This is a genomic window from Gammaproteobacteria bacterium, assembly GCA_009838035.1.
Classification (GTDB): Bacteria; Pseudomonadota; Gammaproteobacteria; order Steroidobacterales; family Foliamicaceae; genus Foliamicus.
The window spans coordinates 132,533-158,402 of the sequence record VXSK01000002.1 but is presented as its reverse complement, the minus strand read 5'-3'; the positions used below and the strand labels follow the sequence as shown (position 1 = coordinate 158,402).

The window sequence follows — 25,870 nt, the reverse complement described above, 5'->3', positions numbered from 1 at the left end:
GGGATTTTCGCCGGTGCGTCCTGCCTTCTCGGAGGGCCGGACGCCGCGAGGGTCATGCCCTCGCGCCCGGGTCAGGAGGTGGCGACCTGGTAGCGCCGTAACCGCAGGAACGGTATCAGGAGCGCACCGGTTAGCAGCACGATCATTCCCAGAAGAGACGGGACCAGGCGCATCAGCACCGCGCCGAACGGCTCCTCCCGGTACTCGAACGCCGGGAACCGGTCGTAGTCGGCGGGCGTGAGCGGATCCCGCTGGAGGAACTTGACGCTGAAGTACTCGCCCCAGCGCGCGTGAAAGTCGTACGCCTGGTTGAGGAAGTGCTCGTAACGGTTCGCGCTGGTGCCTGAGACTTCGTTCAAAGCCAACTGCATCATGATCGCGGGCGAAATGAACTGGAACCGCTGCACCAGGCTTTCCTGGCGGTTCAGCTGGCCCTGGAACTCGTCGTACAGTGGCCGCACCGCCTTCTCGATCGCGTTGCGGTTGGCCATCGCCACGGTCAGGAAGTCGGTCGCGCGCTCGTCGCCTTCCGGAATGAACTCCAGGTGGTCGTAGTAATACTCGTCCAGCCGGGCCATATAGGTTTTTTCGGCCGCGGTCTGCGCGTCCCGGGCGGCAACAGTCAATTCCATTCGTGACGGCGCGGGATAGATCGTCGTCGCGAGCAGGCTCACGAGTGTCGGCAGAACCACGACCAGTGCCAGCCAGGTGCCCGCCAGGGCAATGCCGTTGGCGGCCGAGTTCCTGCCGTACACGTTGACCATGACCGCCATCGCGAACCAGAACAGTGAATACAGGAGCGTGGCAGTGATCCACAGACCGAATCGCGCCCAGGTATCGGCCGAATCCAGGTTGGCGCCGACCGCGAACAGCGCAACGAGACCCAGCCCCAATATGCTCGCGACCAGGACGCCCGCGCGGGCAATGATCTTCGACGCCAGCAGCTCCTTCAACGATATCGGGTGCGCCAGGATCATCGCCAGCGTGCCCCTTTCCTTTTCGCTGGAGAGCAGGTCGTAGCTGATCGCCAGAATGAAGATCGGCAGCAGAAAGATCAGGACGAAGGCGATATCGAACGAGCCCGTCATCAGGTTCAGCGGGTTCTCGAGTTCGAGGTTGTTCGTCGTGGTGTGCGTGGGGTTCATCGAAACCGGCACGTAGTTGAGCTGAATGTCGCTCTGGCCGACCGCGAACGACGCCAGTCCGGTGGGAGGCAAGGTGAGGTACTTGGCCGTTTGCGCTCCGACCACACCGGCATTGGTGCCCTGCGGAGGGCCCGCGCCCGGCGCGTGCCGCGCCCCGGCGAACTCGTATTCGCCCCCTTGCGCGGCCAACCGCGCTTCGTACGCTTCGGTATCGGCCCGCATTTTTGCGCGCTGGGCGTCCTCGAACGCGGTGGCCGCCATCGCACCTTCAACCTGGCGGTCGATGGAACGCTGGCCGGAAAAGGCGGCAAACGCTATCGCTCCCGCGACCAGTAGCAGCAGCGCGCGAAACGCCCCGGAACGAAAGAGTTGACGCACCTCGTGCGAAATGATTATTCGTTTCATCAGTCTTGCTCCACCCTGAGGCGCCGTACCGCCCACAGCGCCAGTCCCAGCGATGCCAGCAGCCAGACCACGAGAGCGATGAGATTGCCGCCGTGCTCATCCAGCGTTGCTCCCAACCCCTGCGATCTGAATTCGAATGGCGGAACGATCCCGAAAACCTCCTGATCCGAAACCAGGACGCCGCCGCCGCCGGTATTCATGCTGGCGGCCGCCTCGCCGAGGTAGGCGTTGATCCGGGTCACCATGTCGCGCCGGTAAGTCTCGGCGGCGTCGGCAAAGTCGATGTGCCGGATGAGATCGGTTCCCGCCAGGGCCATCGAGAGCGAACGCAGGGGCAGCGTGGGCGCAATCACGCCCAGACGGTCCTGCAGGCGGCGCTGATCGATGTAGGAATCGCGCAGCCGGCCGTAATGCTCCTCGAATACGGGGAAGTCGTATTCCTCGAATTTCTGCAGCCGAAGGGCGCCGACATAGACGGGAAGCTCCGCGACCGTCTCCGCTCCGTACTCGGCAAAGATCGCCTGGGATTCCTGCTCGAAGCGCACGAACGGCGGCACTCCGTCGATGCCGCGCATCTGGTGACCGCGCATGTCGGCCATCCACTGGCCGAAGGCGGGGGTCGGGTGCACGACCTTGGAGATTTCGCTGGCTGCCTTGGGCGCCAGGAACCCGACGAAAGCCCAGAAACCGACCAGGATCATGAGCGCGGTGCGGGCGTTCTTCGCCCAGGCGGACACCGCAAGCGTCAGGAACAGGAAGATCGCCGCGTAGAGAAGATAGGACGCCGCCATGAGCGCTACCCGCAGACCGAGCGACTCGCCTTCCGCGTGCAGTCCGGTGAGCGACAACGCCAGGCCGCCGATCAGCACGCAGGCGCCGACGACCAGAACTACCGCCGTACCGATTCCCAACGCCTTGCCCCAGAGCAACTGGCGATTGCCTACGCTCATGCTCAGCACCTGGCGCAAGGTTCCGCTCTCGCGTTCGCCGGAAAAGGCCGTGAATCCGAGAAAGATGATCAGAAGCGGCATCAGCAGCCGCAGGATCATGGCGCCGCTCAGGTCGCCGAAGCGCCCGATGGAACTCTGGTCGGTCGCGGGCCGGCCAATTGCGAAGTTCTGCTTGTGTGCTTCCATGAACAGCGCGGTTCCGGCGTAGTTGTTGACGCCGTTGTCGAAGAAGGCAAGCGGGCCGGCCGGCTTGAATGCGTAGTTGCCGTAGTGCGCCCCCGAATGCGGGTTCTTGTCGCCCTGGTTGAACCACTGGTAGTTGGTCTGGTCCTGGGCAAGGCGCTGCATATCCATGTAAGCGCTGTATTTCTGGTAGCCGGCGGCCAGGGCCGTCAGCAGCAGCAGCGCCATGATGCCGGCGGTCCATTTGAACCGCCCGTCGCGCACGATTTCGGAGAATTCCTTGCGTGCAATGGAAGCGATCATAAGCTTTACCTCTTGGTCAGGCGGAACCGGCGCCCTCCTGCGCGTAGTGTCCGCCGGCGTGCATGTGCTGGAGATAGATTTTCTCCACGTCGGCGTGGGATACCTCGCCCGTGCTGAGTTCATCGACCAGGCGTCCTTCCTTCATGATGCCGATGCGCGTGCCGGTTTCCTTGGCCCGGAACAGATCGTGAGTGGCCATCAGGATCGCGGCGCCGTCCGATTTGAGATTCAGCAACAGCTCCGAGAATTCGTTGCTGGCCTTGGGATCCAGGCCGGCCGTCGGTTCGTCCAGCAACAGCGCGCGGGCCTGTTTTGCCAGGGCGATGGCCACGCCGACCTTCTGGCGCATTCCCTTCGAGTAGGTCTTTACCCTGCGCTCCACGGCCTCCTCTTCGAGACCCACGCGCCGCAGGAAGTCGCGGTACTCCTCCTGCGAGTAATCGTGCCCACCCAACTGGGAAAAATAGCGCAGGTTCTCCAGCGCCGTCAGGTTCCCGTAGAGCATCACCTGCTCGGGAATGTAGGCGAGCAGCTTCTTGGTTTCCAGCGGCTGTTCGGTTACGTCCAGACCGCACACCGTCGCCGTGCCTCCGTCCGGCCGGATGAAGTTCAGAAACAGGCTGATCGTGGTCGTCTTGCCGGCGCCGTTGGCGCCCAGCAGGCAATAGATGTCGCCGCCCTCCACGGTCATGTCCAGACCCTTGAGGGCTTCAATATCGCCGTAGCTCTTCGTAAGTTTCGCAGCCTGCAGCAAAGCGCACCCTCCTCCACGCTCGCCCGATTATAGGATGTGCGTCAACCCAGGATCAGCGCAAATTGCACCTAATCGTCGTCAAGGCGTTGATGCCTTTGATAATCGTAGAGGGAGGGGACCGATTCGAGCGGTTCGTTGAGCATTTCGACATACGGCGTGGGCCGGTAATCCAATTTGAATTCCCGATTTCCGTGCAGACCGACTATTCGGGCCATCGGTCCTTCGTCCAGGCCCTGTACCGTAACGATTTCATCTGCGAATGCGCCACCCGTTACCAGGACACGCAGGTTCCAGGTGGTATTGAATCCGCCATGACCGGGCTGCCAGTACCCGGCGCCACCGCCGTCAAACACCGGAACGACCGGCCCATCGTCGCTTCGGACTGCCTTAATGTGCAGGGTGACGTTGTCGAACAGGTTTTGATGATTGGCACCGGCATGCTGGTCGAGCGCCGGGTTGACGAAAACCTCCGCGTTCCTGAAGACGCACTTCGTTGCCTGGGTGTTGAAGGACAACGAATGCAGAACCGGGTTCATGATCGTAATGTTCTCCGCCAGCACGTTATGCACGTTGCCCATATGCACGGCGTAGTGAGCGCGCCGGGCGCCGTCGGTAATTACGTCCCTGAAAGTCAGGTTGGCGCTGTTGTAGCTCAGGATGCCGCTGTCGGCGTTGGTAATGCGGATGTTCCTCGCCCAGGAGTCGAACGAGCTGGTGAAGTAGATTCCGTTGTAGCCGCGCTCCAGGTGGTGGCCGAAGAACGGAGAATCGGGAAACTCGAGTCCGAGGTCTTCGATTCCAACGTGCTGCAAGCCATCCCAAGCTGCGACCTGTGCAGGAATCGTGTCATTCGCATCGTGCAACAGCGGGTCGGCCAGCTGCACGTTGCGGCCATTGACCGTTAGCACCCGGGATGCCTGGCGAACGAGCGGTCGCTCCGGAAACGACCAGTGATGAGAGCCCGCGCTTTCATATTCGGCGCCGTAGAGTGACTTGATGATTCCGGCGTCGCGTCCGGTGCGGTTGATCCACTGCAACTGAATGATGTCGCCTTCGTCGATACCGGCTGTCGAGGAAAGCGCGATGGTCCGGGAGCCTCTTGCGCCGGCCTCAATATCCGCCAGTTTTTCGATCTTCGGGTCGTATTCGACCAGGTAAGGCGCTTCACGCACGCCCGGCTTCTGTATCCAGATGAAACCACCACTCCATGAATACTCGGAGAAATAGTCATTGAGATTCCTGCCCGGATCTACCTCGCGCTTGTCGAGCTGCACAAGGTACTGTCTGAGTTCGTCCAGTGACGTACTTCGGTCGACTTGTTTCAGCGGGCGGGGAAAGTGAAGGACGGTGCCGCCTGAGCCGGAACCTGCGCCCTGCAAGACAAAATCCGAGCGCTCGATTCGCAGTACTTCGGAGACAATATATCGTCCGGCCGAAAACCGTACGATCACGGGGCCGGCTACGTCATGTGCATGCGATATCGCAGCCAGGACTGCTTTAGTGTCGTCTGCCTCGTCATTGGACGAAGCGCCGAAATCGTCAACCCTGACCACGGTCCCGGATGCGTCCGGTATCGCGGCCAGGCCGTTCCCGTACCCCGCAAAGGAAAAATCAGGCAAGTAATTGTCCTGCCTTATTGTCTTTGTGGACAATAAGGCAGGAAGCTCTCCCTTCGACTGATCCGCAACCAGGATCGGCGAATAGAGAAACAGGACTGACATGCCGAGCGTCGGGAATAAGTTCCTATATATCATGCATTTGTTACCGAGGAATGAGCGGCGGCTGTGGTTCATTGCTTTTCCGGAACAAATACTAGCAAGACAAAATCCGGCTGGCAAACTTCAATCGCTTGCCACCGATATGCCGTGAACGTGGGACGTATTGACACCGGTGTAATAATGAGTACCTTATACGGTCGAACCAGTTTATCCACTACGGGGTGAGGACACTCACCGGGGAGCAATATCAATGAAGTATCAACCCAGTATCGCTGCGCTCGCGCTGGGCGCGATGACGCTGGTCTTTTCAACTGCGGCCGTCGCGCAGGACGACGAGCCCCTGGAAGAGATTGTCGTTACGGGCATCCGCGGATCCCTGGCTGCCGCTGTGGACCAGAAACGGGACTCGGACCAACTGGTTGAAGTCATTATCGCGGAGGATATCGGCAAGCTGCCCGATCAGAACCTGGCGGAAGTTCTTGAGAATATTACCGGTATCCAGATTACCCGCACGGCGGGTGTCGGCACCGGCGTTCAGATCCGCGGCACCAATTCGAACCGGGTCGAATTCAACGGCGTTTCCACCGTAAATTCGGGTTCCGGCCGTAGCGGCATCAATTTCGAAGATGTCAATCCGGCGATTATTTCAGCGGTCGAAGTGACCAAGTCGCCTGACGCCGGGACCATCGAAGGTTCTGTCGGCGGCACAATCAATCTCAAGACGATACGCCCGCTTGATCTGCCGGCCACATTGGGCGCGGTCAGGGTTCAGTACGAAGACAGCAGCCTCAGCTCCGAAAGCATGACGCCAAGGTTCTCAGGCGCATTTGGCGACAATTGGTCGACGGACGCGGGCGAAATCGGTTTTGTGATCAGTGGCAGCGTCACTGAGCAGGAATCGGTGTCGTTTCGTCCTCGTACCGACCGCGACAACCGCGTTTCGCCGGCTGCCGCCGTCGATCCGGCTGAATTTCTCGGTATCCAGTTCCTGGTTCAGGAGCAGGAAAATTACGACTACGACACCGTCAATCTCGCGTCGACCTTCGAATGGGCGCCCAGTGACAACCTGAAGTTTCATGCCGACGTCGTTGTCAACGAGCAGGAGCGAAGCCAGGACAGTTACAGGCTTCAGGCGTCCGGCGTCAGCACGCTGAGAAACCTCAGTGTCCCCACAGCCTATGAAACGATTGATTTCGGCGTCGGTCCCGGCAGGTTCCCGGCAGCGCTTCAGGGCACGCTTGAACCGGACCTGGCCAACGATGATGACGATCCCAACCTGCGTTTCTCAAGCGATACCGGTTCCAGGGTCACCGATAGTCAGATCATTGCGATCGGTGGTGACTGGAATGGCGAGAGGTGGTCCGTAAGCGCCGAGTACGCGATGACAACGTCGGACACCTCCAACCCCAACCTGAGCACGACCCTGAACTTCATAAACCCGAACTGTCCTCTCGATGCGAGCAGCAACGATAACTGCGTGCCGTTCATCTATGACTTGTCCGGCGGCACGTTGTCGTGGGGCGTTAATTTCGATTCACCCTTTGCACCGGCGCCGGCCGATCTTTTGAACCCGGCCAATGTCGTTCTGGACCAGGTAATTATTGGTCGCAATACAACCGAAAACGAAGAAGATGCACTTCGCATGGACTTCTCCTGGGACGCGGATTGGAACGGCATCACCACACTCGATATTGGTTTCCGCTACGGCGAGTCCTCAAGTCGATTCAACCGCATTCAGGACCGGATCGGTGGCTTCAGCCGCATGGTGGACAGCCCCAACGGTGTCCTGTTCTCCGAATTGCTGGTGCCGGGACCCAGTAACTTTGACAAGGGCGACGGCAGGACGTTGTTCATTCGTGATTTCCTGCTTGTTGACCCGGATCGCGCCTTTTCCGACCCGGACGGCACGCTGGCCATTCTGGAGGCGGCGGTTGTAGCGCACGATCCGGTCAGCCCGGATACCGCCAGACTTGCATCCGATCGGAATCAGTTCTATGACGTCGGCGAAGAGACCACCGCTCTGTATGCGCAAGCGAACTTCGAGGCCGGTATTTTCCGTGGCAACGTAGGCGTGCGGTATGTCGAGACTGAAGTCGATTCAGTGGCGTATGGCTTTGAGGATGCCGCGGGCAACAGGTCGCTGGTGTCAACCAAGGGCAAGTACGACTTCCTGCTTCCGCGATTGAATGTGGCAGCCGAGGTGAGCGAAGACGTGATCGTTCGATTCGGCTATGGCGCGGACATCCGACGTCCGGGTTTCAACAGGATCAGTACTGCGTTTGCGGCTGACAATCAGGAAAATTCCGCCATCGATCAGGGCAACCCCAACCTCAAGCCCGAGGAAGTGGATTCGCTGGATCTGGCAGTCGAGTGGTACTTTGCCGAGTCGGCGCTGGTCAGTCTCGGTTACTTCACGAAGGACCGCACGGACATCATCGGGCAGGTCTTCGAAGGCGCATTACTGGTTAACGATCCAACTTCCACCAGTGGTCTTGCCCGTGAAACAGACCCAAGTTGCCCGGGCGGAGGCATCTGGAACCCGACGGTCATACCCAATGTATTGGGCGACCCCAACAGGCTGGGATTGTGTGTCGACTACCGGACCTGGACGAACGACCCGTCAACGACCACCCAGTCCGGTTTCGAGTTTGCCTTCCAGTACGACCTTTCAGGGTTCGAGGATCGTCTGGGTTGGGCGTCCGGTTTCGGTGTCATTTTCAACTACACCAACCAGGACTTCAGCGGTGGTTCGATCGTGGACTGCACGTCGGGACGTGGCCGGCAGGTTCTCGGCGCTGATGTCTGCATTCCTCGCGGACTGCTCGACTTCTCCGAAGACGCGTACAACATCACGATCTACTACGAGAAGTACGGTCTGTCCGCCAGGGCGCGCTACACGTGGCGTGAATCGTTCCGCACACAGGACTTCGGCGGCGGCGCCAACACGAGCGGCAGCAGCACGTTCAGCTTCCCGGTCCATACGCTCGACAGAGGTCAGCTGAATGCCAGCATCAACTACTCGGTGAACGATCATCTGGACGTTGGTCTTGAAGTTGTCAACCTTACCGAGGAGCGTATTGATCAACATTGCGTCAGCACACGCGGGCCGCTTTGTTTCGTCGGACTCCCCGACAGACGCATCGTTGTCGGTGGAATCTACCGCTTCTGACGAAAGGACATCGATGACAACTTCTCACTTCGCAGGCAGGCCCCGGATCTTTTCCGGGGCTTGCCATGAGTCCTCCGTTGGACACTAAGGCGGACATCGACGGACTACCGCTAGAGCTTGACGCGATTTCCAGGCGCCTGGTGGCCGCGCGAGCGGCTGCCGAGGCATTGCCGGATTTTCCGGGCGCCCTTCCGGACTCATTGGACGGGGCGTACGCGATTCAGGAAGCATCCATAGCGCGTTGGGCGGATACGGTCGCCGGTTGGAAGATCGGGATGATCCCGGCCGATCATCGATTACGAGTCGGCGATGAGCGCCTGGCCGGCCCGATATTCAAGTCTTCCATTGTCGGCATAGAGCCTGGCGACACCAGGACCATGCCGATTTACGCGGGTGGATTCGCGGCGGTGGAGGCGGAGTTTATTCTGGAGCTTGGCTGCCCTGTCCACCCGTCGGAAAGGGAATACTCCGACGCAGATCTGATCGACCTTGTATCTTCGCTGTTCGTCGGGGCGGAGATTGCCAGCAGTCCCATGGCTGCAATCAACAAGCTGGGTCCGACCTGTGTTGTTTCCGACTTCGGCAACAACGCCGGACTGCTCCTGGGACCGGCAATAGCCAACTGGAGTTTCAGAGACATGGATTCCATGACTGCGAAAGTCATGATCGACGGTGCCGTTGTCGGTGATGCTACGGCCAGCGCCATTCCGGGCGGTCCGCTGGCGGCGTTGCGGTTTCTCCTGGGTCTCGCTGCTACTCGGGGTATTGAACTTCCTGAAGGGACGTTGATTTCGACCGGCGCGGTTACAGGCATTCATCGCGTTTCGGTGTCCTCTGCGGCGCGTGTTGATTTCGGCTCGTCCGGCTGGTTCGACGTGAAGTTCAGGTCCAAACGCCAGAGCGGTAACATGCCGAGTTGACAAGTGTTGTGTCTCACAACACTAGTCCTGTTCGGAGATTTCCGTGGGAAGAAGAAGCCGCAAAGCCGACACCGATTTCAAGGCTGCAGCCCGCAGTTGGTTCGAGAATAATCCCGACGGCCGAAAGCCGACAATGGGCGATGTGGCCCGTCTTGCCGGCGTCTCGAAAAAAACGGTATCGCGGGTCATTAATGACTCACCGCAGGTAAACGACGCGACGCGCGCCGGGATCAAGGAACTCATAAGTGACATCGGCTACAGGCCGGACCCGCAAGCGCGCGGATTCGCTTTTCGGCGTTCGTATCTCGTCGGCATGATCTACGACAATCCGACGCCACAGTACGTCGTCAATGTGCAACTGGGTATTCTCGATGGTCTGAAGGGCACCGATTTCGAACTGGTGGTTCATCCCTGCAATCGCCAGAGCGACACCTTTATCGAGGACGCACGAAAGTTCGTCGAAATGCAGAAACTCTACGGCGTCGTACTGACGCCGTCCGTATCCGAGGACGAGCGCCTCGCGGAAGCGTTGCGCGAAATCGGTTGCGCCTACATTCGCGTCGCCTCCGTCGCACTGGACATGGAGCGACGAATGATTGTTACGAACGATCGGGTCGGCGGCCGTGAGGCAGCCCGGCACCTGGCAAGCCTGGGGCATTCCCGGATTGCCGTGATCGCCGGCCGCCGGAGTTTTCGCTCCGCGCACGAGCGTCGGTCCGGTTTTGAGGACGGCCTGATGGAGTTTGGCATTCGCCTGCCAATGGACTATGTATTGCAGGGCGACTATACGTTTGAGTCGGGTTTGGCCAGAGGCGCCGATCTGCTCGATCTCGATCCCCCGCCGACAGCCGCTTTCGCGGCCAATGACGAAATGGCTGCCGGTGTGTTGCAGGCACTGCATGTTGCCGGCCTGAGAGCGCCGGAAGATCTTTCGATAGTCGGGTTCGACGATTTTGAGACGGCAACTCGAATATGGCCCCGTCTGACGACGGTCCATACTCCGGCGCGCAAGATCGGCCGGCTCGCGGCTCAAAGCCTCCTGGCATTTGGCGATGAAGAAGTTCCGTTGGGGCCAAACCAGACCGTGCCCGAACTGATTGTCCGGGAGTCGACCCGAGAGCTGGAGAGCTCGTAAGAAAAAGGAGTCACAACGTGTATTCAAGGACCTACCAGGCAACGCACCCGGACATGATGGATGGAGTTGGTAACGAAGCCCTGCGCGATTTGTATCTCGTTACCGGCATGTTCGTCGCCGACGAAATCAATCTGAACTATTCGCACAATGAACGCATGATTGTTGGCGGCGCCGCACCGGTATCGACCACAGTCGTATTGCCGGATCAGACCGAGCCTGTTGCGGGAGCGCCATTTCTGGATCGACGTGAACTGGGCGTGGTCAACGTGGGTGGCGGCAACGGGAAAATATCGGTAGACGGCAAAACGTTCGAGATGAAACCTCGTGATGGTTTGTACATTCCGATGGGATCGAAAGAGGTCTCTTTCGAGTGCGACAGCAAGGACAATCCCGCGCGCTACTATCTCGCCTCGACGCCTGCGCACGCGCGATTCGATCTCGTCAAGATTTCCATCGACGAGGCCGTTCCCCTTGAACTGGGTTCGCTCGAGACCTCAAACGAGCGCACGATCTACAAGTACATCGTGCCCGAGACTTGCCGGTCGGCACAGTTGCTGCTGGGTTTGACGATCCTCAATCCAGGCAGCGTCTGGAACACAATGCCGCCGCACCTGCACGATCGACGGTCCGAAATCTACTTCTACTTCGAACTGGGCGCCGATCAGAGGGTGTTCCACTTCATGGGTGAGCCTGACTCGATGCGCCATATCGTCGTTCGCGATTCAGAGGCGGTCATTTCTCCACCGTGGTCGATTCATATGGGCAGTGGAACCTCCAACTACTCCTTTATCTGGGCGATGGGAGGCGAGAATCTCGACTACACGGACATGAACGTCCTCGACATCTGCCAACTCAAATAATGGGAGCGAGGGACATGCCCTCGCTCCCGGAGGTCAGAGGCGCGAGAGGGCGGCGTCCAGCGCTTCGATCAGGTCTTCGGGGGCCTCCAGGCCGACGGAGAAGCGCACCAGGCCGTCGCGAAGGCCCACGCGCTGCCGTTCTTCGGGCTCGACGTCGGCGTGGGTCATGGTGACGGGATGCGTAATCAGCGATTCGACCGCGCCCAGGTTCTCCGCCAGCGTCCATAGTTCGACGCTGTCCATCAACGCCTTTCCGGCTTCGAGCCCGCCTTTCAGCTCGCACCAGAGCATGGCGCCGAATCCGCTGGCCTGGCGACCTGCCAGTTCGTGCTGGGCGAAGGACTCAAGGCCCGGATAGCAGACTTCGCCCACCGCCGGATGGCCGCTCAGGAATTGGGCGATGGCCAAGGCGCTGGCCGACTGCCTGTCCATGCGCACGGAAAGTGTTTTGACGCCCTGCAGCGTAAGCCAGGCGACCATCGGTGACATGATGCTGCCGGTGGCGTTCTGCACGAAACGTAGTTTTTCGTCCAGCTCGGCAGTGGCCGCAACGTTGGCGCCCCCCACCGTGGCGTTATGGCCGTCGAGGTACTTGGTGGTGCTGTGCAGGGAAACGTCCGCGCCCAGCGCCAGCGGCTGCTGGTAATACGGCGTAAGAAAGGTGTTGTCGACGACGTGAATCAGCTTGTTGGCCCGGGCAATTTCCGAAAGGGCCGCGATGTCGCTGAGCGCCAGCGTCGGGTTGGCCGGCGTTTCGGTCAGCAGCAGACGGGTCTCGGGCCTGATCGCCGCCTCGACGGCGGCGAGGTCCGAGGTGTCCACGAACGTAAAGCGGGCGCCGAAACGCGCGAACACCTGGGTGCATACACGGTAGGTCCCGCCATAGGCGACCTGCGATACCAGGGCGTGGTCTCCGGCGTTCAGAAAGGCGTGCAGCACCGCGCTTACGGCCGCCATGCCGGTGGAATAGCAGGTGCAGTCCTCGCCGTTTTCGAGCCCGGCAAGGCGCTGTTCCAGGGCACGCACCGTGGGGTTGCCGCTACGCGAATACGAGTACCCCTTGGAAAGGTACTCGTCGACGGAAGGCTGGGCGAAGGTCGTGGACTGGTAGATCGGCGGCAGCACCGATCCGGTCACGGGGTCCGGTTCCGTTCCCGCATGGATCTGTTTGGTGGAGAAACGCACGTCAGAACTGTTCGTCACGCAATGCCATCGTGTTGGCGGCGCCGGCCCGAACACGACGGGCGCGGGCGGCCACATGCGGCATCAGCTGCTCGGCATAAAAGCGCGCACATACGCGCCGGGCCTGCATATCCTGCCGGTCCGATGCGCCGGCGGCGGCCACTGCGGAACGGGCGTGCAGCCAGCCTCCGCAGAGATAGCCGAGCATCATCATCAGATTGAAGGCCACCGATCCGGGCAGGTCGTCGTCGCCGCCCAGCTCCCCGCGGAACCAATCCAGGGTCGATGCCGTCTCGTCCATTCCGTCGCGTAGCGCCTCCGCGACGATGCGGTCTTCGGCCGGCAGGCCATCAGCGCTCGCCAGGGTTTCACCGATTTCCTCGAGCAGTTCGCCCAGCGCCCTGCCCTTGTCGCGGATGATCTTGCGGCCGACCAGGTCGCCGGCCTGGATTCCGGAAGTGCCCTCGTAGATCGTGATGATCCGGGCGTCGCGATAGTGCTGCGCCGCGCCCGTCTCCTCCACGTAGCCCATGCCGCCGTGCACCTGTATGCCGATCGAGGTCAAATCGATCGCCACTTCGCAGATCCATCCCTTGACGATCGGCGTCAACAGGTCCAGCCGCCGCTGGTGCCAGGCTCGCCTGTCCTCGTCCGGGTGGCGGCGCGCATGGTCGGTATGCAGGGCGGCCATGTAACAAAGCGAGCGCATCGCGAAGATCTGCGATTTCATTTCCATCAGCATGCGCCTTACGTCCGGGTGGCGCAGAATCGAGACGGTACCCGCGCTTCCCGGCACCTTGCCCTGCATGCGATTGCGCGCGTACTCCAGGGCCTGCTGATAGGCCCTCTCCGCGATCGCCACCCCCTGCAGTCCGACTGACACCCGGGCGTCGTTCATCATCGCGAACATGTGCGGCAGACCGTGGTTTTCCTGACCGACCAGGAAGCCCACGGCGTCCTCGTAACTCATGACGCAGGTCGGGCTGGCGTGCAGCCCCAGCTTGTGCTCCACCGAGACGGCACGCACGTTGTTGAACCGATCGGGCTCGCCGTTCTCGTCCGGGATTAACTTGGGGACCAGGAACAGCGAAAGCCCGCGGGTGCCCTGCGGCGCATCGGGAAGGCGCGCCAGCACCAGGTGCAGGATGTTGCCGGCCATGTCGTGGTCGCCGAAGGTGATGAAGATTTTCTGGCCGTTGATCAGGTAGTGCCCGTTCTCGGGCCTGGCCTGGCAGCGCACCAGTCCCAGGTCGGAGCCCGCCTGCGGCTCGGTGAGGTTCATCGTGCCGGTCCACTCGCCGCTGACCAGGCGCGGCAGGAATTGCCGGCGAAGTTCCTCGCTGGCGTGCAGCTCCAGGGCATGCAGCGCGCCCTGGCTCAACAGGGGACAGAGCGACCAGGCCAGGTTGGCCGATTGCCACATCTCCTGGACCGGCATCGAGAGCACCTGCGGCAAGCCCTGCCCTCCGTAGGTTTCGGGCGCCGAAATTCCGCCCCAGCCGCCTTCGACAAACGCCTCGTACGCCTGGCGGAAACTTTCGGGAACGTGAACCTGCCCGTCGCGCACATCGGCGCCGGCCTGATCGCCCTTGGCATTGAGCGGCGCCAGCACGTTCGAGGCCAGTTCGCCGGCTTCGTCCATGACCGAACGCGCCAACTCGCTCGTGGCCATCTCGCAGCCCGGCAACTCCGCGACCGCGTCCAATCCGGCCACGGAATCCAGAATAAACAGCATTTCATCGACAGGCGGTCGATACTCGGACATGGGTCGTTCCAGAAAAGCGAGTGTGCTGGGCAGCCATTGTACCCACGCCGCCCCAATCAATAGCCCCGAAATACTCCGGGAAACATCCCGATTTCCGAGCGACCGCGTGTCCGCGTCGGCAAAGTTTGCAGGTTTCAGGAGAAGAACGTACCGCCGTTGATATCGAAACTGGCGCCGGTAATGAAGCTTGCCCGCGGCGAGGCAAGGTAGGTGACCAGGTCCGCGACCTCCTCGGGGCCCCCTTCGCGACGCAGCGGCGTGGCCGCGGCTACGTTGGCGCGCACGGCATCCTTGGTGAACGTATCGTGGAAGGTCGTGTCGATCATTCCCGGGCACACGCAATTGACCCGGATGCCGTTCGGCCCCAGTTCCTTGGCCATCGCCCGGGTAAGCGACATCACCGCGCCCTTGGACGTCGAGTAGGCTGCGGCGCCCGGACCGCCCCCGTCCCGTCCGGCCTGCGAGGCGAGATTGACGATGGATCCTCCTTCCGCCATGTGGGGAAGGACGCATTGCACGGTAAGGAAGGTGCTGGTTACGTTCAGCCGCAGGACATGCTCCAGGAACTCCTCGTCCATTTCCGGCAGCGCCTTGCGCGCGACCATGCCGCCCACGACGTTGACCAGGACGTCAATCGAGTCGCCGAATGTGCGGCGCGTCTCGGCCACCAGCTTCTCGACGTCCCCGCGTCTTGTCATATCGCCGGCGACGGCAGTCGCGGTTCCGCCCGCCTGCCGAATGCTCTCGACGGTTTCCTTCCCAGCCGCGGCATCATGAAAATAGTTGACGACCACGAGGGCGCCGGCCTCACCCAGGGCCAGCGATACGGCCCTGCCGATGTCCCTGGACCCCCCGGCGACGATTGCTACTTTCCCTTCCATACTTGTTTCCCCCAACGGCTAATTTGAGTGCTTTGAAACCAGCGGTCCGTTCCGATCGAACAGCCCGAAGAAGCCGCTCCACACGAACTCCCGGCCGGCAACCCTGATTGCATGCTCAAGGTCGTCGTCGGGGTCGTATGAAAGCGTCAGGTAGCGCTCCCCGCGCTGCCTGCTGACAATCTTCACCAGCTGGTTGTGGCCGTCGCCGAAGTGCTCGATCGCGGCAATCGACCCTTCGCTGCCGATCGTGGATTCCTCCGCGGCGTCGTACTCGCCGTGTACTTCCAGCGTGGAAACGAAGGTGCTTTCGCCCGAGCTCCGCATTCGCAGGATCACGGCCTGCTCGCGCCGCAGATTGATCTGCGGATCGTTGGCGCCGAGCTCCGCGAAGAGCACCTCCAGCGGCTCTTCGGTCTGGATCGAATACGTGTAAAAGCGATTTCCGGCAAGCCAGGTCATCGAGAACAGCTCGCCCCCGGCCACCTCGGTTTCCGCCCGCAGCCAGAGATGCTGGTAACCATTGGCACTGCCGAGAGGCAGCAGTCTTTCGGTCATTGCGCGAAGCGGCGGATTGGTGGTTATCACCTGACCCTTGAAGTGAACCGGCAAGTCGTATTGCCGCGCTCCCGCACCGGTCACATCGAGCACGTCCACCACGACGGGGCCGTCGGCCAGCGCACCGTCCGCCAGTACCAGGGTACGGCTGAAGGACACACCTTCGTAGGCGCCGTCCATGGACGCCGCCGCGACATGAATGTCGTTGTCGCTGCCGAAGTGCAGCACCTCGGGATGGAAACGCTCGCCGACCGCCAGCCGTGCGCCGAAATGACTCTCCCCGTCCACGACCAGCGTGTTGTGGGCGACCGTCTGCTTGGCCCAGGATTCGTTCTCCGGCAAATAACGCCCGCCGTTCTTGGGCTCGATATTGAGGAAACGCGCGGCGCCGTAGTCGGCCACGATCTCGTTGCCGTTGTCGTAGAAGATCCAGTGCAGCTTGTCGAAATGGCCATGTCCCATGCCCTGCGCCGTGGCCTTGAACACCAGCGCCTGGTGACCGGGCCCCGCGCCGTTGCGGAGCACCGCCAAACCGCCCTGCTCGCCTGACGGGCCGTCCCTGAGCAGTACGGATCGGTGCTCGTAGGGTTCCGCCTCGCCGCGGTCCGCCGCCAGCGCCGCTTCGAATCCGTCCCCGGTAAGCACGTAGGATTCCTGCCGACTCGCCACCGACAGCAGCCTGGGGTCGCCGGTCAGCGCATAGGCGATGGCCACGCCGTGGCGCAACTCGACGGTATCCAGTCCCTTCTCCCGTATCGCGTCGTTGATCGGGAAAAACAGACCGCCGTAGGAAAGCTCGATACAGGCATGGATCGCCTTCAGCAAAATCCCCTCGCGATACTCGAAGATCTTCAGTTCCGGATCGTTGTTCTCGATGCTCCGGGCAAAAACCACCAGCGGCATCAATGCGTAACGCTGGTAGTACGGACCCTCGGCGTAGTAGCCGTCCGGCGACAGCAGCAGGTCGAGCTGCCGGATGAACCCGGCCTTGCCGTCGCCATTGAGGCCGTAAAGCGACATTTCCACGTATGACGGATCGTCGAGCGTGTATCCAGTCATCCCGACGGCGGCCACCGCCCAGGTTCCGTGGTTGTGAATCCGGTCGAAGGTCTGCGGGGATTCCACCGAAAGGAAATCGGCCATTGGCCGCAACAGACGTTCTTCAATAACGCTTTTCTCATCGCCGGAAAGCGTGTCGACAATCGCGTCGTAACCCTGAATTGCGTGAACCAGCCAGACGGACTCGTTGAGGCTCTGCCAGAACAGCCGGCCCGGCGTCTGCTCCTTCTTCATGGGGTGTTCGTCCAAGTCCGGATACAGGTCCGCGTACGCCAGTAACAACGACCGTGCATGATCGGCATAACGCCCGTCGCCGGTGAGCTGATAGACGATGCCGGCCTCGCGGATCGCGACGCCGTTGCGCTTGTGCTGCTCGTGCGAATAGCCGCCGCCGGCGTCGGTCGGAGCGGGCACATCGGGCCCGGATGCGAAATAGCGGTCGACGCGCGCGCGGGTCAGCTCCAGCGAGCGCATGAAGCCCGGCGATTCCTGCATCGTGGCGGTGATATTGGCGACATCTCCGGCGGTCAGCAGCAGGCGGGGATGCGATGTCCGGCCATCCTGCGGCCAGCCGCCAAGCGCCAGGGCCGCCACGGCCAGAACGACGAAGGGCTTGCACATCAAGGGTTGCTGATCTCGCCGACGATCGGCTCCGGCGTACCGGTAAACCGATTGCCTCCGATTCGCGTTATCGGATCGCCGACCGTGTGCGTTACGCGGATCGGCCGGCTATCGATGAATTCATTGTCGTGAATATCCGCCACCTGCACGCCCAGAAGCCGTATGGATGCGGCAGTCTTGTTGCGCGCGTTGTGGCCCACCGATTCCAGCACGCTGGAACGCAATTCGAGGCGGGGACCAAAGGTGCTCTCATCCGTTCCGCCGCGGTAAATGTCGAACACGGCGCCGCCGATGTTGCTGAATCGACTGTCGACTACCGAAATTTCTTCGCCGTTATAGCGGCCCAGGTCGTCGATTTCCCTGCTCAGCGCAAGCACGCTGCCGGTAATGTCGCTGAATTCGGAGCGCGTGATGCGAATCTCGTCCGCAAAGGTGTTCTTGGCCACCAGGAAGAAATTGAAGAGGTAATTGACGTCCAGGTCGCTTACCGAGCAGTCATCGACTACCAGGCCGTAGTTGCTCGTCATCGAGTAGCGGCTGGTGCGAACCACCGAGTTGCCCGACATGTCGGGAGAAGCTGCGCCGGAAATCTCCAGGCCTGAAAGTTCCAGGCGGCCGCCATCGTCAAGCTCGAACAGCGCCGGGCGCTCGAACTCCAACCTCACCGTTCCGCGGCCCTGCGCCGCTTTGATGGTCAACGGCCGTTCGATCACGATGGTCTTCCTGACCCGGTAATCGCCGGGAGCCAACTCCAGAATCGAACCGGCATCGGCGCGCCTGGCGGCATCAAACAGGGAGTCCTCGCCGGGCGTAACGAGGATTGTGGGTGGCGTCGCCCGGGAGGAACCGGGTTTCGGATACCAGGCCACGCCTGTGTCGTCTTTGTCCAGGACATTCAGGTCCGTGCGAACGCCGATTGAAGCGAGGTCGTCTCCGACCGGATACCAGAGTCCGTTGGCGGCCTGCTGCATCTCGATGGGGGAATTGGAAAAGCCGCTCTTTACCGGCAGATCGTCGACCGCGTTCGCGGCGTTGCCCTTGAAGGCGATCCCGCTGATGTCGTCATGCACGCGGATGACGTTATTCCCGTCGCGGTTGAATACCAGGTTGGACCGGAACCTGCTGTCGATGGGCGTCGCCGAACGTTCTTCGTCGCTGCCTCCGGCCATTTCGATGTAGTCGCACTGGATGATCGAGTTGTTCTCCATCAGCACGTCCTCGACCTGGTGGTAGCGGTTCAGCGGCGAATCCGGAACCCCGTTCATGACCGTAAAGGCGGCCCCGAAGCGGTAGCCGGTGAGCCCATGCAGGTAGTTGTTGCGGACCACATGCCCCTTGTTGATGACCCGTATGCCGCCGGTGTTCGGAACGCCGTTGCCGAGGAAAACGTTGTCCTCCACCACGGCGTTGTTGCCGTGGCGCATGGTCAGCGTGCCGCGAGACTCCAGGAACAGGTTTCCGCGGAACGTATTGCCGCCCGACTTGTTGGAGATGATCTCCAGCTCGCCGTCGCAGCGATCGAATACGTTGTTTTCCACGACGGTCAGCGAATCGGTCAGCGAGTAGTGGCTGGTGCCGATACGCAGCGTCTCGCCGCCGTTGGATCCCAGTATCGGCCGCGGGCCGAAGTAGTTGTGGTCGATGCGGTGGTGGTTTTGCTGGTTTTCCTCGCCGTCCAGCCGCACGGCCATCGTGACCCCGAGATTGCCCTTGCCCTCCACGTGGTTATGGTCGAAGCGGTTATGTCGTCCGAACATCAACACCCAGAAATCAATCTCATGCCGCTCCGGGTTGTTGAACCGGTCGATGACGGTCTCGGTGACCCTTGAGTGATTGGCGGGCTCGCCCTTCGTCCGGCGAAAGGAAATCACGGCGCTGGTCGGCGTGTAACCGTCCCTGAACACCAATCCGGACACGACCAGGTGGCTGCCGGCAAGCCGCAGATTGGACTGCCCGCTGATGATGACCTGCCCTTTCGTTTCCGCCGTCAGCGTAATCGGCCGCTCCGGCTTCCCGTTGCCGACAAGAAGAATCTCAAAATCGCGCCAGACCCCGTTGGCAAGAACAATGACGTCACCCGGCCCGGCCCGCGCGACCGCATCGCGGTATTCCTCTTGATTGGTGACAAGGGTTTCGGCTGCGGATGTGCTTGCCGCCCCAAATATGGCGAGCGCGGAAGCTACCAGAAATTTCCGGTACGACATGGAAGGATTCCTGACTTGGCTAAATTCGAGCGCTTTTGAGGAAACGCTCACGGCTCTCGCTGGCCTTCCTGCGAACGTCCCTGAGCGCGTTCTGCTCGGTAACGTCCAGCATGGATTCCAGCAGCCGCGTGAAGTGCTTTCTCATCGCCAGCCGCGCCTGGGAGGGATCGCGGCTATGCAGCGCATCGAGAATCTCGCGGTGCTCTCTCCCGCGCGCCGTCGCGTCTTCCGAGCAAACGGAGTCATAAACCTTCTTGACCGGCGCCAGTTCCATCCGCATCCGCCAGAGCTTCTCGACAATGTAATAGAGCACGGAATTGCCGGCGGCGGCGGCGATGGTCAGGTGAAAGTCCCGGTCCGCGAGTTCCGCCGCATCGACACCATCATGCTCGTCGCTGCTCATGTCCACGATGAGTTGCTCAAGCTCGGCCAGCGTCTCGTCGCTGATATCGGGCGCCGCAAGAGCTGCCACCTCGGACTCGAACAAGGAGCGCGCCTCCGTCAATTCAAGCGCGCTTACGCTGGGCAGCACGTCCACCTGGGAGACCGCGGCGTCCAGCACGTGCGCTCCCGATCCGGGCCTCACTTCCAGCTTACCGAGAGCCTGCAGCGAAATCAGCGCCTGCCGGACCGTGACCCGGCTTACATTGAATTGCTCGGCCAGCTCGCGCTCGCCGGGCAGGCGGGTGCCGGACGGATATACGCCCTCCAGCATCCGTTGCGCAATCCTTTGCGCAACGTCCTCATACAACCTTTGTTCCTTCATCTCTCCCCTGTCCGTATCAGAAGACCCTGGCGCGCACGCCCACGATCAGGTGCGGACCATCTTGTCGGCGATGTTGCGGAATTTCCGTCGGCGAAGTCGTTAGATTTAAAACCTCGCTCTGACACCGGCGAATATACGTGGACCATACTCGAGGGTCTGAACGACCTCGCCTACCAACGCACGGAAATCGATACGCGGCTCGCCAAGCACGTTAATGCCTTCCAGCGACAGCTCAATACTGTCGGTCATATCGTATCTCAAGCGAAGGTCCAGCGTTTTATAGTCATCCACATATCGAACGCGGGCTGTAGTATCGCGGCTGAAGCCCTGGAAGTACCGGGAACGCGCCTTGAAAATCGCCTGCGCGCTGAAGCGATCATTCTGCCAGTAAAGCTGCGTTGCGCTGGTATGGCGCGACAGGCCCCATAAGCCGGCCGGCGGCAAAAGGCCCAGGAGCCGAACCGGATTGCCGTCCGCATCATAGGCTGTGCCGTCGCCGCCGTGGCCATCCTCGAATTCGAAATCGGAATCCGCGTAGTTGTAGCTGAATTTCGCGCCAAAGCCGCCCAGGAATCCGGGCAGGTAGTCGAACGAATGCGTAGCGGTGACTTCAAGACCAGCGAGGTCGCTCTTATCATCGGAAACCTGCGTGGTCCTCACTGAGCCGGTCACCACGTTTCCGTCAATCAGAATGTCTTCCGGCTGATAGGCGTTTTCGAAAGCGCCCTGAAATTGCTTCCAATAGACGCCGGCCGCCAACAATGTGTCTTCGTTGGCGTACCATTCCACGCTCACGTCAACATTCCAGGACGGCAGGGCTTGCAATTTCGGGTTGCCCGGCGAGCTGATGCCATGCACTGCATCCTCCAGGCTGGCGTAGCCGGAGTCCGGATCGTCGGAGTCGTTGGTGTTGATGGAGCGGCTATTGCCGTATGAGTGGGGGTCCGGACGCGAAAGGCCTCTGAACACTCCAGCCCGGAAGACCCAGTCGTCATTGAGATCCATGATGAAGGTGAGGCTGGGCAGGAGTTCCGTATAGCTGTTGGTTTGCAATACCTTTTCGTACTCGGCGCCCGGCACTTCCTCGACAAAATACAAGCCCTCTTCTTGCGTTACGGTGAGCGGGGTCCGATAACCGATCGAATCGACATCGGTTTGCACGACGCGCACGCCGAAATTGCCCCGGACCGGCCTGCCGGACATCCGGGATTCGTAGTTTGCCTGCAGGTAGAAAGCCGTCACATCTTCGGTCAGGTCGATGCTGTTGGTCTGGATGCCGTTTTGGAAGCCGATCGCGGACCTGCCGCCGTAGTTCGCGAGCAGCTCATCCAGCAAACAGCCATGATCGAATGTCGCCCATCCGGTGCCGGTGCCAATGCCGTGCGCGAACGTGATGAGATCGTTGCCGCCCCTGGATTCCGAAAGGAAACCAGGCTCCGGGAAGCTGCCCTGTCCGCAGTTGTTGGCGGCATTGAAGACCACCACCCGGGCTTCGGGCGTATTGGAGCTCCCGTGCGGCACGCCGTCGAGATCCTCGTCGTCATACAGGCTGAATCCGGCTCGATTGCGATTGCCGCCGAAGGTGCGGTACTCAAGGGAAGAAAAACGCACGCCGCCCTCGAGGTTGCTGACAAAACCCAGGTCGGTGTCCCAGGACAGATCCAGCCTGAAGGCATCAATCGTGTGCTCGCGAATCTGCTGCCTGGCTCGAACTTGCGCACGGTCGCGGGCGGTAAAGTAACGGGGATCGTTGATATCGAAATCCAGCAGCGAAGCAGGATCGCGCGAACTGCTGCCGTATGTGCTAATAACCGTCGGCAGCGTAAGCCCATCCGTGCCGGGCGCATTCACATCGAAACGGACCCAGAACTCCTCCCTGCTGGAAACGCGGTCCGGTTCCGTGATCAACACTTCGTTCGCGGCCAGTCGAACCTCCACATCCGTCTCGACCCGCCGGGTGTCCGCAAACGCCGCATCGAATGAAACCTCGAGCGTGTCCGTGGCCTGCCAGGCAATGTTAAGGCCGGCGCCTTCATATTCTTCAAAGCGCACGAAGTCCGTGGTCTTGGATCGGATATCGGTATCCGCGACGAAACTTTCCAGAAGCCCGGTGCGCGGATTGGAAACGACATCGCGCAGGTTATTCTGGGTTCCTCCGAACTGAAGGTCCTGGCGCAGTTCCTTTTGATCGCGCTCGGACTGCTGGAAATCGAGCATGACATCGATGCGGTCATTGGGCTGCCATTGGAGCACGCCGAACAGGGCATCACGGTCATCATCCGTTGTATTGCGGCGGAACTGGCGATCGCGAGCTATGTAGGCAAATGGAATATCCGAAACACTGTTGTAATTGGGATTGGAATCGATCAGGTCCTGAAGCTGGTCATTGCTCAGATCGGGGTCGCCCGCGTTTTCATCGCACCGGCCGGATGTATCGAGCGGCTGCGCGGTAGAATCGAATGATTCCAGCACACAGGCTTCGAACCGCCCGCCGCCAGTCGTGTGAGTGGCCTCCGCCTCCGGGTTGGAATCGTCCCGCACTTGCCCTCCGATGGATATGCCGATAGTGCCAAGGCCGCCGATTTCCCATGAATTGATGTAACTGGCGGTGGCGCGGTAACCATACTCATCCTGGCCAATGATGTTGCTGTCGTCAGGATGCGCCGAGCTCTTGAGGCTGAATTGCGCGCGTTGTTCGCCATACTCGATCGGCCGCCGGGTGCTGAGGTGAACCTGGCCGCTGACGGCGCCTTCCAGATAGCTCGCGGTCTGGGTTTTATGGATGGCAACGGCATTGAACAATTCCGAAGGAAAGATGCTGAAATTCACCGCGCGGTTGCCGCTGCCGTTCGTCGATTCCCGAAAATTGACGACCGTGTTGCCCAGGTAGGGCCCCAAGCCCCGGATGGCAACCTCGGTAGCGCCTCCGTTCTCGCGATGAGTCGCCGCACCGGTAACGGTCTCCAGCGCCTCGCCGATTGACAAGGCCGGCAGTGCGCCGATCTCTTCCGCATTGAGTCCGTCAACGATCGTGACGGAATTCCGCTTGAGCTGGATGGAGTCCTGAATCGTGCGTCGCACTCCTTTCACGACGATTTCCTCGATAGGCGCTTCGCTCAGCGCGTCTTCGCTGTCCGGCGCATCCTGCGCCAGCGCCGAAGCCGCAATCAGCGGCGCTGCCAGCCCCGTGCAAATCGAAGCCAGCGTCCGCAGCCCAAAATGAGTCCCGGTCGTGTTTGCACGCATGTCGACTCCTCCAGCAGTATCCACCGCGTGAATATACCGCATATAACAGAGCAATACGACCTATCTGTATTTCCTGTCATGCCATTTTGGTATTACCAAATGCCATCACATCGCGCGCTGGCCAGGCGTTCAGCGTCTCCGCGCGCAGCATCAGCACCCCAATAAGACCCATCAGACCCGAGTGGCCAAGGCTTGCAGTATGAAGCATAATGCCAGCGCTGTGAGACACAACACTGGCGTGCAAGGGAAGACTCGGCCGCAATGAGCGATCTGTTCGATCTTCACGGCAAGACCGCGCTGGTTACGGGTTGCAGACGCGGTATCGGCAAGTCGATGGCCGTCGGGCTGGCCGAGGCGGGTGCGGACATCATTGGCGTTTCGGCCACGCTCGAACCCTCCGGATCGGAGGTTGAAGAGGCCGTCGGGAAGGCCGGTGGGGCCTTCAGAGCCTATCAATGCGACTTCGGGCAGCGGGCCCGGCTTTACGAGTTCATTGCGGAAATCCGCGAACGGCACGGGGCGCCGGATGTGCTCGTGAACAACGCCGGGACGATTGAGCGAGCGCCTGTCGCGGAACATGGCGATGATCGCTGGGACCGGGTGCTGGAGGTGAACTTGAGCGCCCAGTTCATCCTGAGCCGCGAACTGGGCCGCGACATGATCGAAAGAGGCTCGGGCAAGATCATCTTCACGGCCTCGCTGCTTTCGTTCCAGGGCGGCATCACGGTTCCCGGTTACGCAGCCAGCAAGGGCGGGCTCAGGCAACTCATAATGGCGCTCTCGAATGAATGGGCGGGCAAGGGCTTGAATATCAACGGCATTGCGCCGGGTTACGTGGAGACCGACAACACCGAGGCGCTGCGCGAGGATCCGCAGCGGTCCAGGGCGATCCTGGAACGGATCCCTCAGGGCCGCTGGGGAACGCCGGACGACTTCAAGGGCGCGGCCGTGTTCCTGGCTTCCCGGGCCTCGGACTATGTGAACGGCAGCATCCTGCTGGTCGATGGCGGCTGGATGGGGCGCTGATGGCAGGGGGTGTGTTTAACATGGCGCCAGCCCTGCGCCCGATAGCGGTTCTTCTGCTCGCGGCGCTGCCGGTACTTGCGGGTCCGTCCGCTGCCGCGCAGGAATCCGTCCGGCTGCGAGCCGCCGACATTCAGGATGCCGGTTATCCCACCGTTCGCGGCATGGAAGCGATGGCGGATCGGCTGGAGAGCGAAACCGGCGGGCGAATCCAGGTAAAAATCTACCCGGGCGCCCAGTTGGGCGACGAGCGCGACATGCTCGAGATGACGATCTTCGGCGGCATCGACATCAGCCGCACCAGCATCGCGCCGCTCAATTCGATCGCACCCGAGACCGGCGTGTATTCGCTGCCGTTTCTGTTTCGTTCCACGGAACACATGCGGCGCGTCCTCGACGGACCGATCGGCGATGAAATCCTTGCCGCCCTGGAGCCTCACGGACTGGTGGGACTTTGCTACTACGACGCGGGCGCGCGCAGCATGTACAACAACCTCCGTCCGATCCACTCGCCGGCCGACATTCGGGGAATGAAAGTTCGGGTGATGAATTCGGAAGTCTTCGTGGACATGATCTCGACGCTGGGCGGCAACGCCACGCCCATGGGATTCGGGCAGGTGTATGAATCGCTGGCGCTGGGAACGATCGAAGCGGCGGAAAACAACTGGCCTTCCTACGAGTCCTCACGGCACTTCGAAGTGGCGCCGCACTACAGCGTGACCCAGCATGTGATGGTGCCCGAAGTGCTGCTCATGTCCCGCTACCGGTGGCGAAAACTGTCCCCCGAGGACCAGGCCCTGATTCGCCGGGCGGCAAAGGAATCGGTACCGGTGATGCGCGAACTCTGGGACGCGCGGGTGACGATGTCCCGCAACGCCATGGTGGAAGCCGGCGTGCAGATTGTCGACAACGTTGACAAGCAACCCTTCATGGACGCGATGCAGCCGCTGTATGAGCAGTACCTGAAGGATCCGAAGCTCAGGGACCTGGTGGAGAGAATCCGTGCGGCGCCTTGAGCAGCAGCTG

The 25,870-nt window shown here is 61.1% G+C and carries 17 protein-coding genes; 6 read left to right on the top strand and 11 right to left on the bottom strand.

The window, feature by feature from the left end; all coding sequences use genetic code 11:
- Positions 1 to 71: 71 nt before the first annotated feature.
- The 4 genes from F4Y72_00735 to F4Y72_00720 all read right to left on the bottom strand — a co-directional run bounded on the left by F4Y72_00735 (position 72) and on the right by F4Y72_00720 (position 5,533).
- Entirely contained in the window at positions 72 to 1,550 is a 1,479-nt protein-coding gene (locus F4Y72_00735) for an ABC transporter permease subunit (protein MXZ26812.1), read from the bottom strand.
- On the bottom strand, positions 1,550 to 3,109 hold the full coding sequence (locus tag F4Y72_00730) for an ABC transporter permease subunit (GenBank protein MXZ26811.1): 1,560 nt from the start codon (positions 3,107 to 3,109) through the stop codon (positions 1,550 to 1,552). Before F4Y72_00730 ends, F4Y72_00735 begins: the two co-directional genes overlap by 1 nt.
- A complete protein-coding gene (locus tag F4Y72_00725) occupies positions 3,003 to 3,740 on the bottom strand; it encodes an ABC transporter ATP-binding protein (GenBank protein MXZ26810.1) in 738 nt (245 codons plus the stop codon). The genes F4Y72_00730 and F4Y72_00725 overlap by 107 nt, the downstream gene beginning before the upstream one ends.
- A gap of 68 nt (positions 3,741 to 3,808) precedes the next feature.
- Positions 3,809 to 5,533: a hypothetical protein gene (locus F4Y72_00720; protein ID MXZ26809.1), complete on the bottom strand. Its 1,725-nt coding sequence runs from the start codon at positions 5,531 to 5,533 to the stop codon at positions 3,809 to 3,811.
- 175 nt (positions 5,534 to 5,708) lie between these two features.
- Here F4Y72_00720 and F4Y72_00715 point away from each other — a divergent pair, with 175 nt between their 5' ends.
- The 4 genes from F4Y72_00715 (at position 5,709) to kduI (ending at position 11,542) form a co-directional block, all read left to right on the top strand.
- A complete protein-coding gene (locus F4Y72_00715; protein MXZ26808.1) occupies positions 5,709 to 8,627 on the top strand; it encodes a TonB-dependent receptor in 2,919 nt (972 codons plus the stop codon).
- Between the two features lie 140 nt (positions 8,628 to 8,767).
- Entirely contained in the window at positions 8,768 to 9,547 is a 780-nt protein-coding gene (locus tag F4Y72_00710) for a 2-keto-4-pentenoate hydratase (protein ID MXZ26807.1), read from the top strand.
- Between the two features lie 133 nt (positions 9,548 to 9,680).
- Entirely contained in the window at positions 9,681 to 10,682 is a 1,002-nt protein-coding gene (locus tag F4Y72_00705; GenBank protein MXZ26806.1) for a LacI family DNA-binding transcriptional regulator, read from the top strand.
- A gap of 17 nt (positions 10,683 to 10,699) precedes the next feature.
- Positions 10,700 to 11,542 carry a 5-dehydro-4-deoxy-D-glucuronate isomerase gene (kduI, locus tag F4Y72_00700; GenBank protein MXZ26805.1) on the top strand — a complete coding sequence of 281 codons (843 nt, stop codon included), beginning with the start codon at positions 10,700 to 10,702 and terminating at the stop codon, positions 11,540 to 11,542.
- A gap of 33 nt (positions 11,543 to 11,575) precedes the next feature.
- Here the strand turns inward: kduI and F4Y72_00695 are convergent, their stop codons facing one another.
- From F4Y72_00695 to F4Y72_00665, 7 genes are all read right to left on the bottom strand, one after another.
- Positions 11,576 to 12,727 carry a PLP-dependent transferase gene (locus tag F4Y72_00695; GenBank protein ID MXZ26804.1) on the bottom strand — a complete coding sequence of 384 codons (1,152 nt, stop codon included), beginning with the start codon at positions 12,725 to 12,727 and terminating at the stop codon, positions 11,576 to 11,578.
- Position 12,728: 1 nt separating this feature from the next.
- Positions 12,729 to 14,489 carry an acyl-CoA dehydrogenase gene (locus F4Y72_00690; GenBank protein ID MXZ26803.1) on the bottom strand — a complete coding sequence of 587 codons (1,761 nt, stop codon included), beginning with the start codon at positions 14,487 to 14,489 and terminating at the stop codon, positions 12,729 to 12,731.
- Positions 14,490 to 14,623: 134 nt separating this feature from the next.
- The gene (locus tag F4Y72_00685; protein MXZ26802.1) at positions 14,624 to 15,370 is read right to left on the bottom strand and encodes a glucose 1-dehydrogenase; all 747 of its coding nucleotides are present in this window, start codon (positions 15,368 to 15,370) and stop codon (positions 14,624 to 14,626) included.
- A gap of 18 nt (positions 15,371 to 15,388) precedes the next feature.
- Complete coding sequence (locus tag F4Y72_00680; GenBank protein ID MXZ26801.1) at positions 15,389 to 17,605, bottom strand: alginate lyase family protein; 2,217 nt, start codon at positions 17,603 to 17,605, stop codon at positions 15,389 to 15,391.
- On the bottom strand, positions 17,605 to 19,809 hold the full coding sequence (locus tag F4Y72_00675) for an alginate lyase (GenBank protein MXZ26800.1): 2,205 nt from the start codon (positions 19,807 to 19,809) through the stop codon (positions 17,605 to 17,607). The genes F4Y72_00680 and F4Y72_00675 overlap by 1 nt, the downstream gene beginning before the upstream one ends.
- Before the next feature lie 19 nt (positions 19,810 to 19,828).
- Positions 19,829 to 20,575: a FadR family transcriptional regulator gene (locus tag F4Y72_00670; protein ID MXZ26799.1), complete on the bottom strand. Its 747-nt coding sequence runs from the start codon at positions 20,573 to 20,575 to the stop codon at positions 19,829 to 19,831.
- A 105-nt stretch (positions 20,576 to 20,680) separates the two neighbouring features.
- Positions 20,681 to 23,863, bottom strand: coding sequence for a TonB-dependent receptor (locus tag F4Y72_00665; protein ID MXZ26798.1), 3,183 nt, complete (start codon positions 23,861 to 23,863; stop codon positions 20,681 to 20,683).
- Between the two features lie 219 nt (positions 23,864 to 24,082).
- On the opposite strand from F4Y72_00665, the gene F4Y72_00660 reads away from it, so the two are divergent.
- On the top strand, positions 24,083 to 24,847 hold the full coding sequence (locus F4Y72_00660; GenBank protein MXZ26797.1) for an SDR family oxidoreductase: 765 nt from the start codon (positions 24,083 to 24,085) through the stop codon (positions 24,845 to 24,847).
- Positions 24,848 to 24,879: 32 nt separating this feature from the next.
- On the top strand, positions 24,880 to 25,860 hold the full coding sequence (locus F4Y72_00655) for a TRAP transporter substrate-binding protein (protein ID MXZ26796.1): 981 nt from the start codon (positions 24,880 to 24,882) through the stop codon (positions 25,858 to 25,860).
- Positions 25,861 to 25,870 lie beyond the last annotated feature (10 nt).

Excerpts from the sequence above, each read along its gene's own strand:
- F4Y72_00735 (MXZ26812.1), bottom strand. The coding sequence starts at position 1,550 with ATGAAACGAATAATCATTTCGCACGAGGTGCGTCAACTCTTTCGTTCC.
- F4Y72_00730 (MXZ26811.1), bottom strand. The coding sequence starts at position 3,109 with ATGAACTCAGCACGGGCGAGGTATCCCACGCCGACGTGGAGAAAATCT.
- F4Y72_00720 (MXZ26809.1), bottom strand. The coding sequence starts at position 5,533 with ATGAACCACAGCCGCCGCTCATTCCTCGGTAACAAATGCATGATATAT.
- F4Y72_00715 (MXZ26808.1), top strand. The coding sequence starts at position 5,709 with ATGAAGTATCAACCCAGTATCGCTGCGCTCGCGCTGGGCGCGATGACG.
- F4Y72_00705 (MXZ26806.1), top strand. The coding sequence starts at position 9,681 with ATGGGCGATGTGGCCCGTCTTGCCGGCGTCTCGAAAAAAACGGTATCG.
- F4Y72_00690 (MXZ26803.1), bottom strand. The coding sequence starts at position 14,489 with ATGTCCGAGTATCGACCGCCTGTCGATGAAATGCTGTTTATTCTGGAT.
- F4Y72_00685 (MXZ26802.1), bottom strand. The coding sequence starts at position 15,370 with ATGGAAGGGAAAGTAGCAATCGTCGCCGGGGGGTCCAGGGACATCGGC.
- F4Y72_00680 (MXZ26801.1), bottom strand. The coding sequence starts at position 17,605 with ATGTGCAAGCCCTTCGTCGTTCTGGCCGTGGCGGCCCTGGCGCTTGGC.
- F4Y72_00675 (MXZ26800.1), bottom strand. The coding sequence starts at position 19,809 with ATGTCGTACCGGAAATTTCTGGTAGCTTCCGCGCTCGCCATATTTGGG.
- F4Y72_00670 (MXZ26799.1), bottom strand. The coding sequence starts at position 20,575 with ATGAAGGAACAAAGGTTGTATGAGGACGTTGCGCAAAGGATTGCGCAA.
- F4Y72_00665 (MXZ26798.1), bottom strand. The coding sequence starts at position 23,863 with ATGCGGTATATTCACGCGGTGGATACTGCTGGAGGAGTCGACATGCGT.
- F4Y72_00660 (MXZ26797.1), top strand. The coding sequence starts at position 24,083 with ATGAGCGATCTGTTCGATCTTCACGGCAAGACCGCGCTGGTTACGGGT.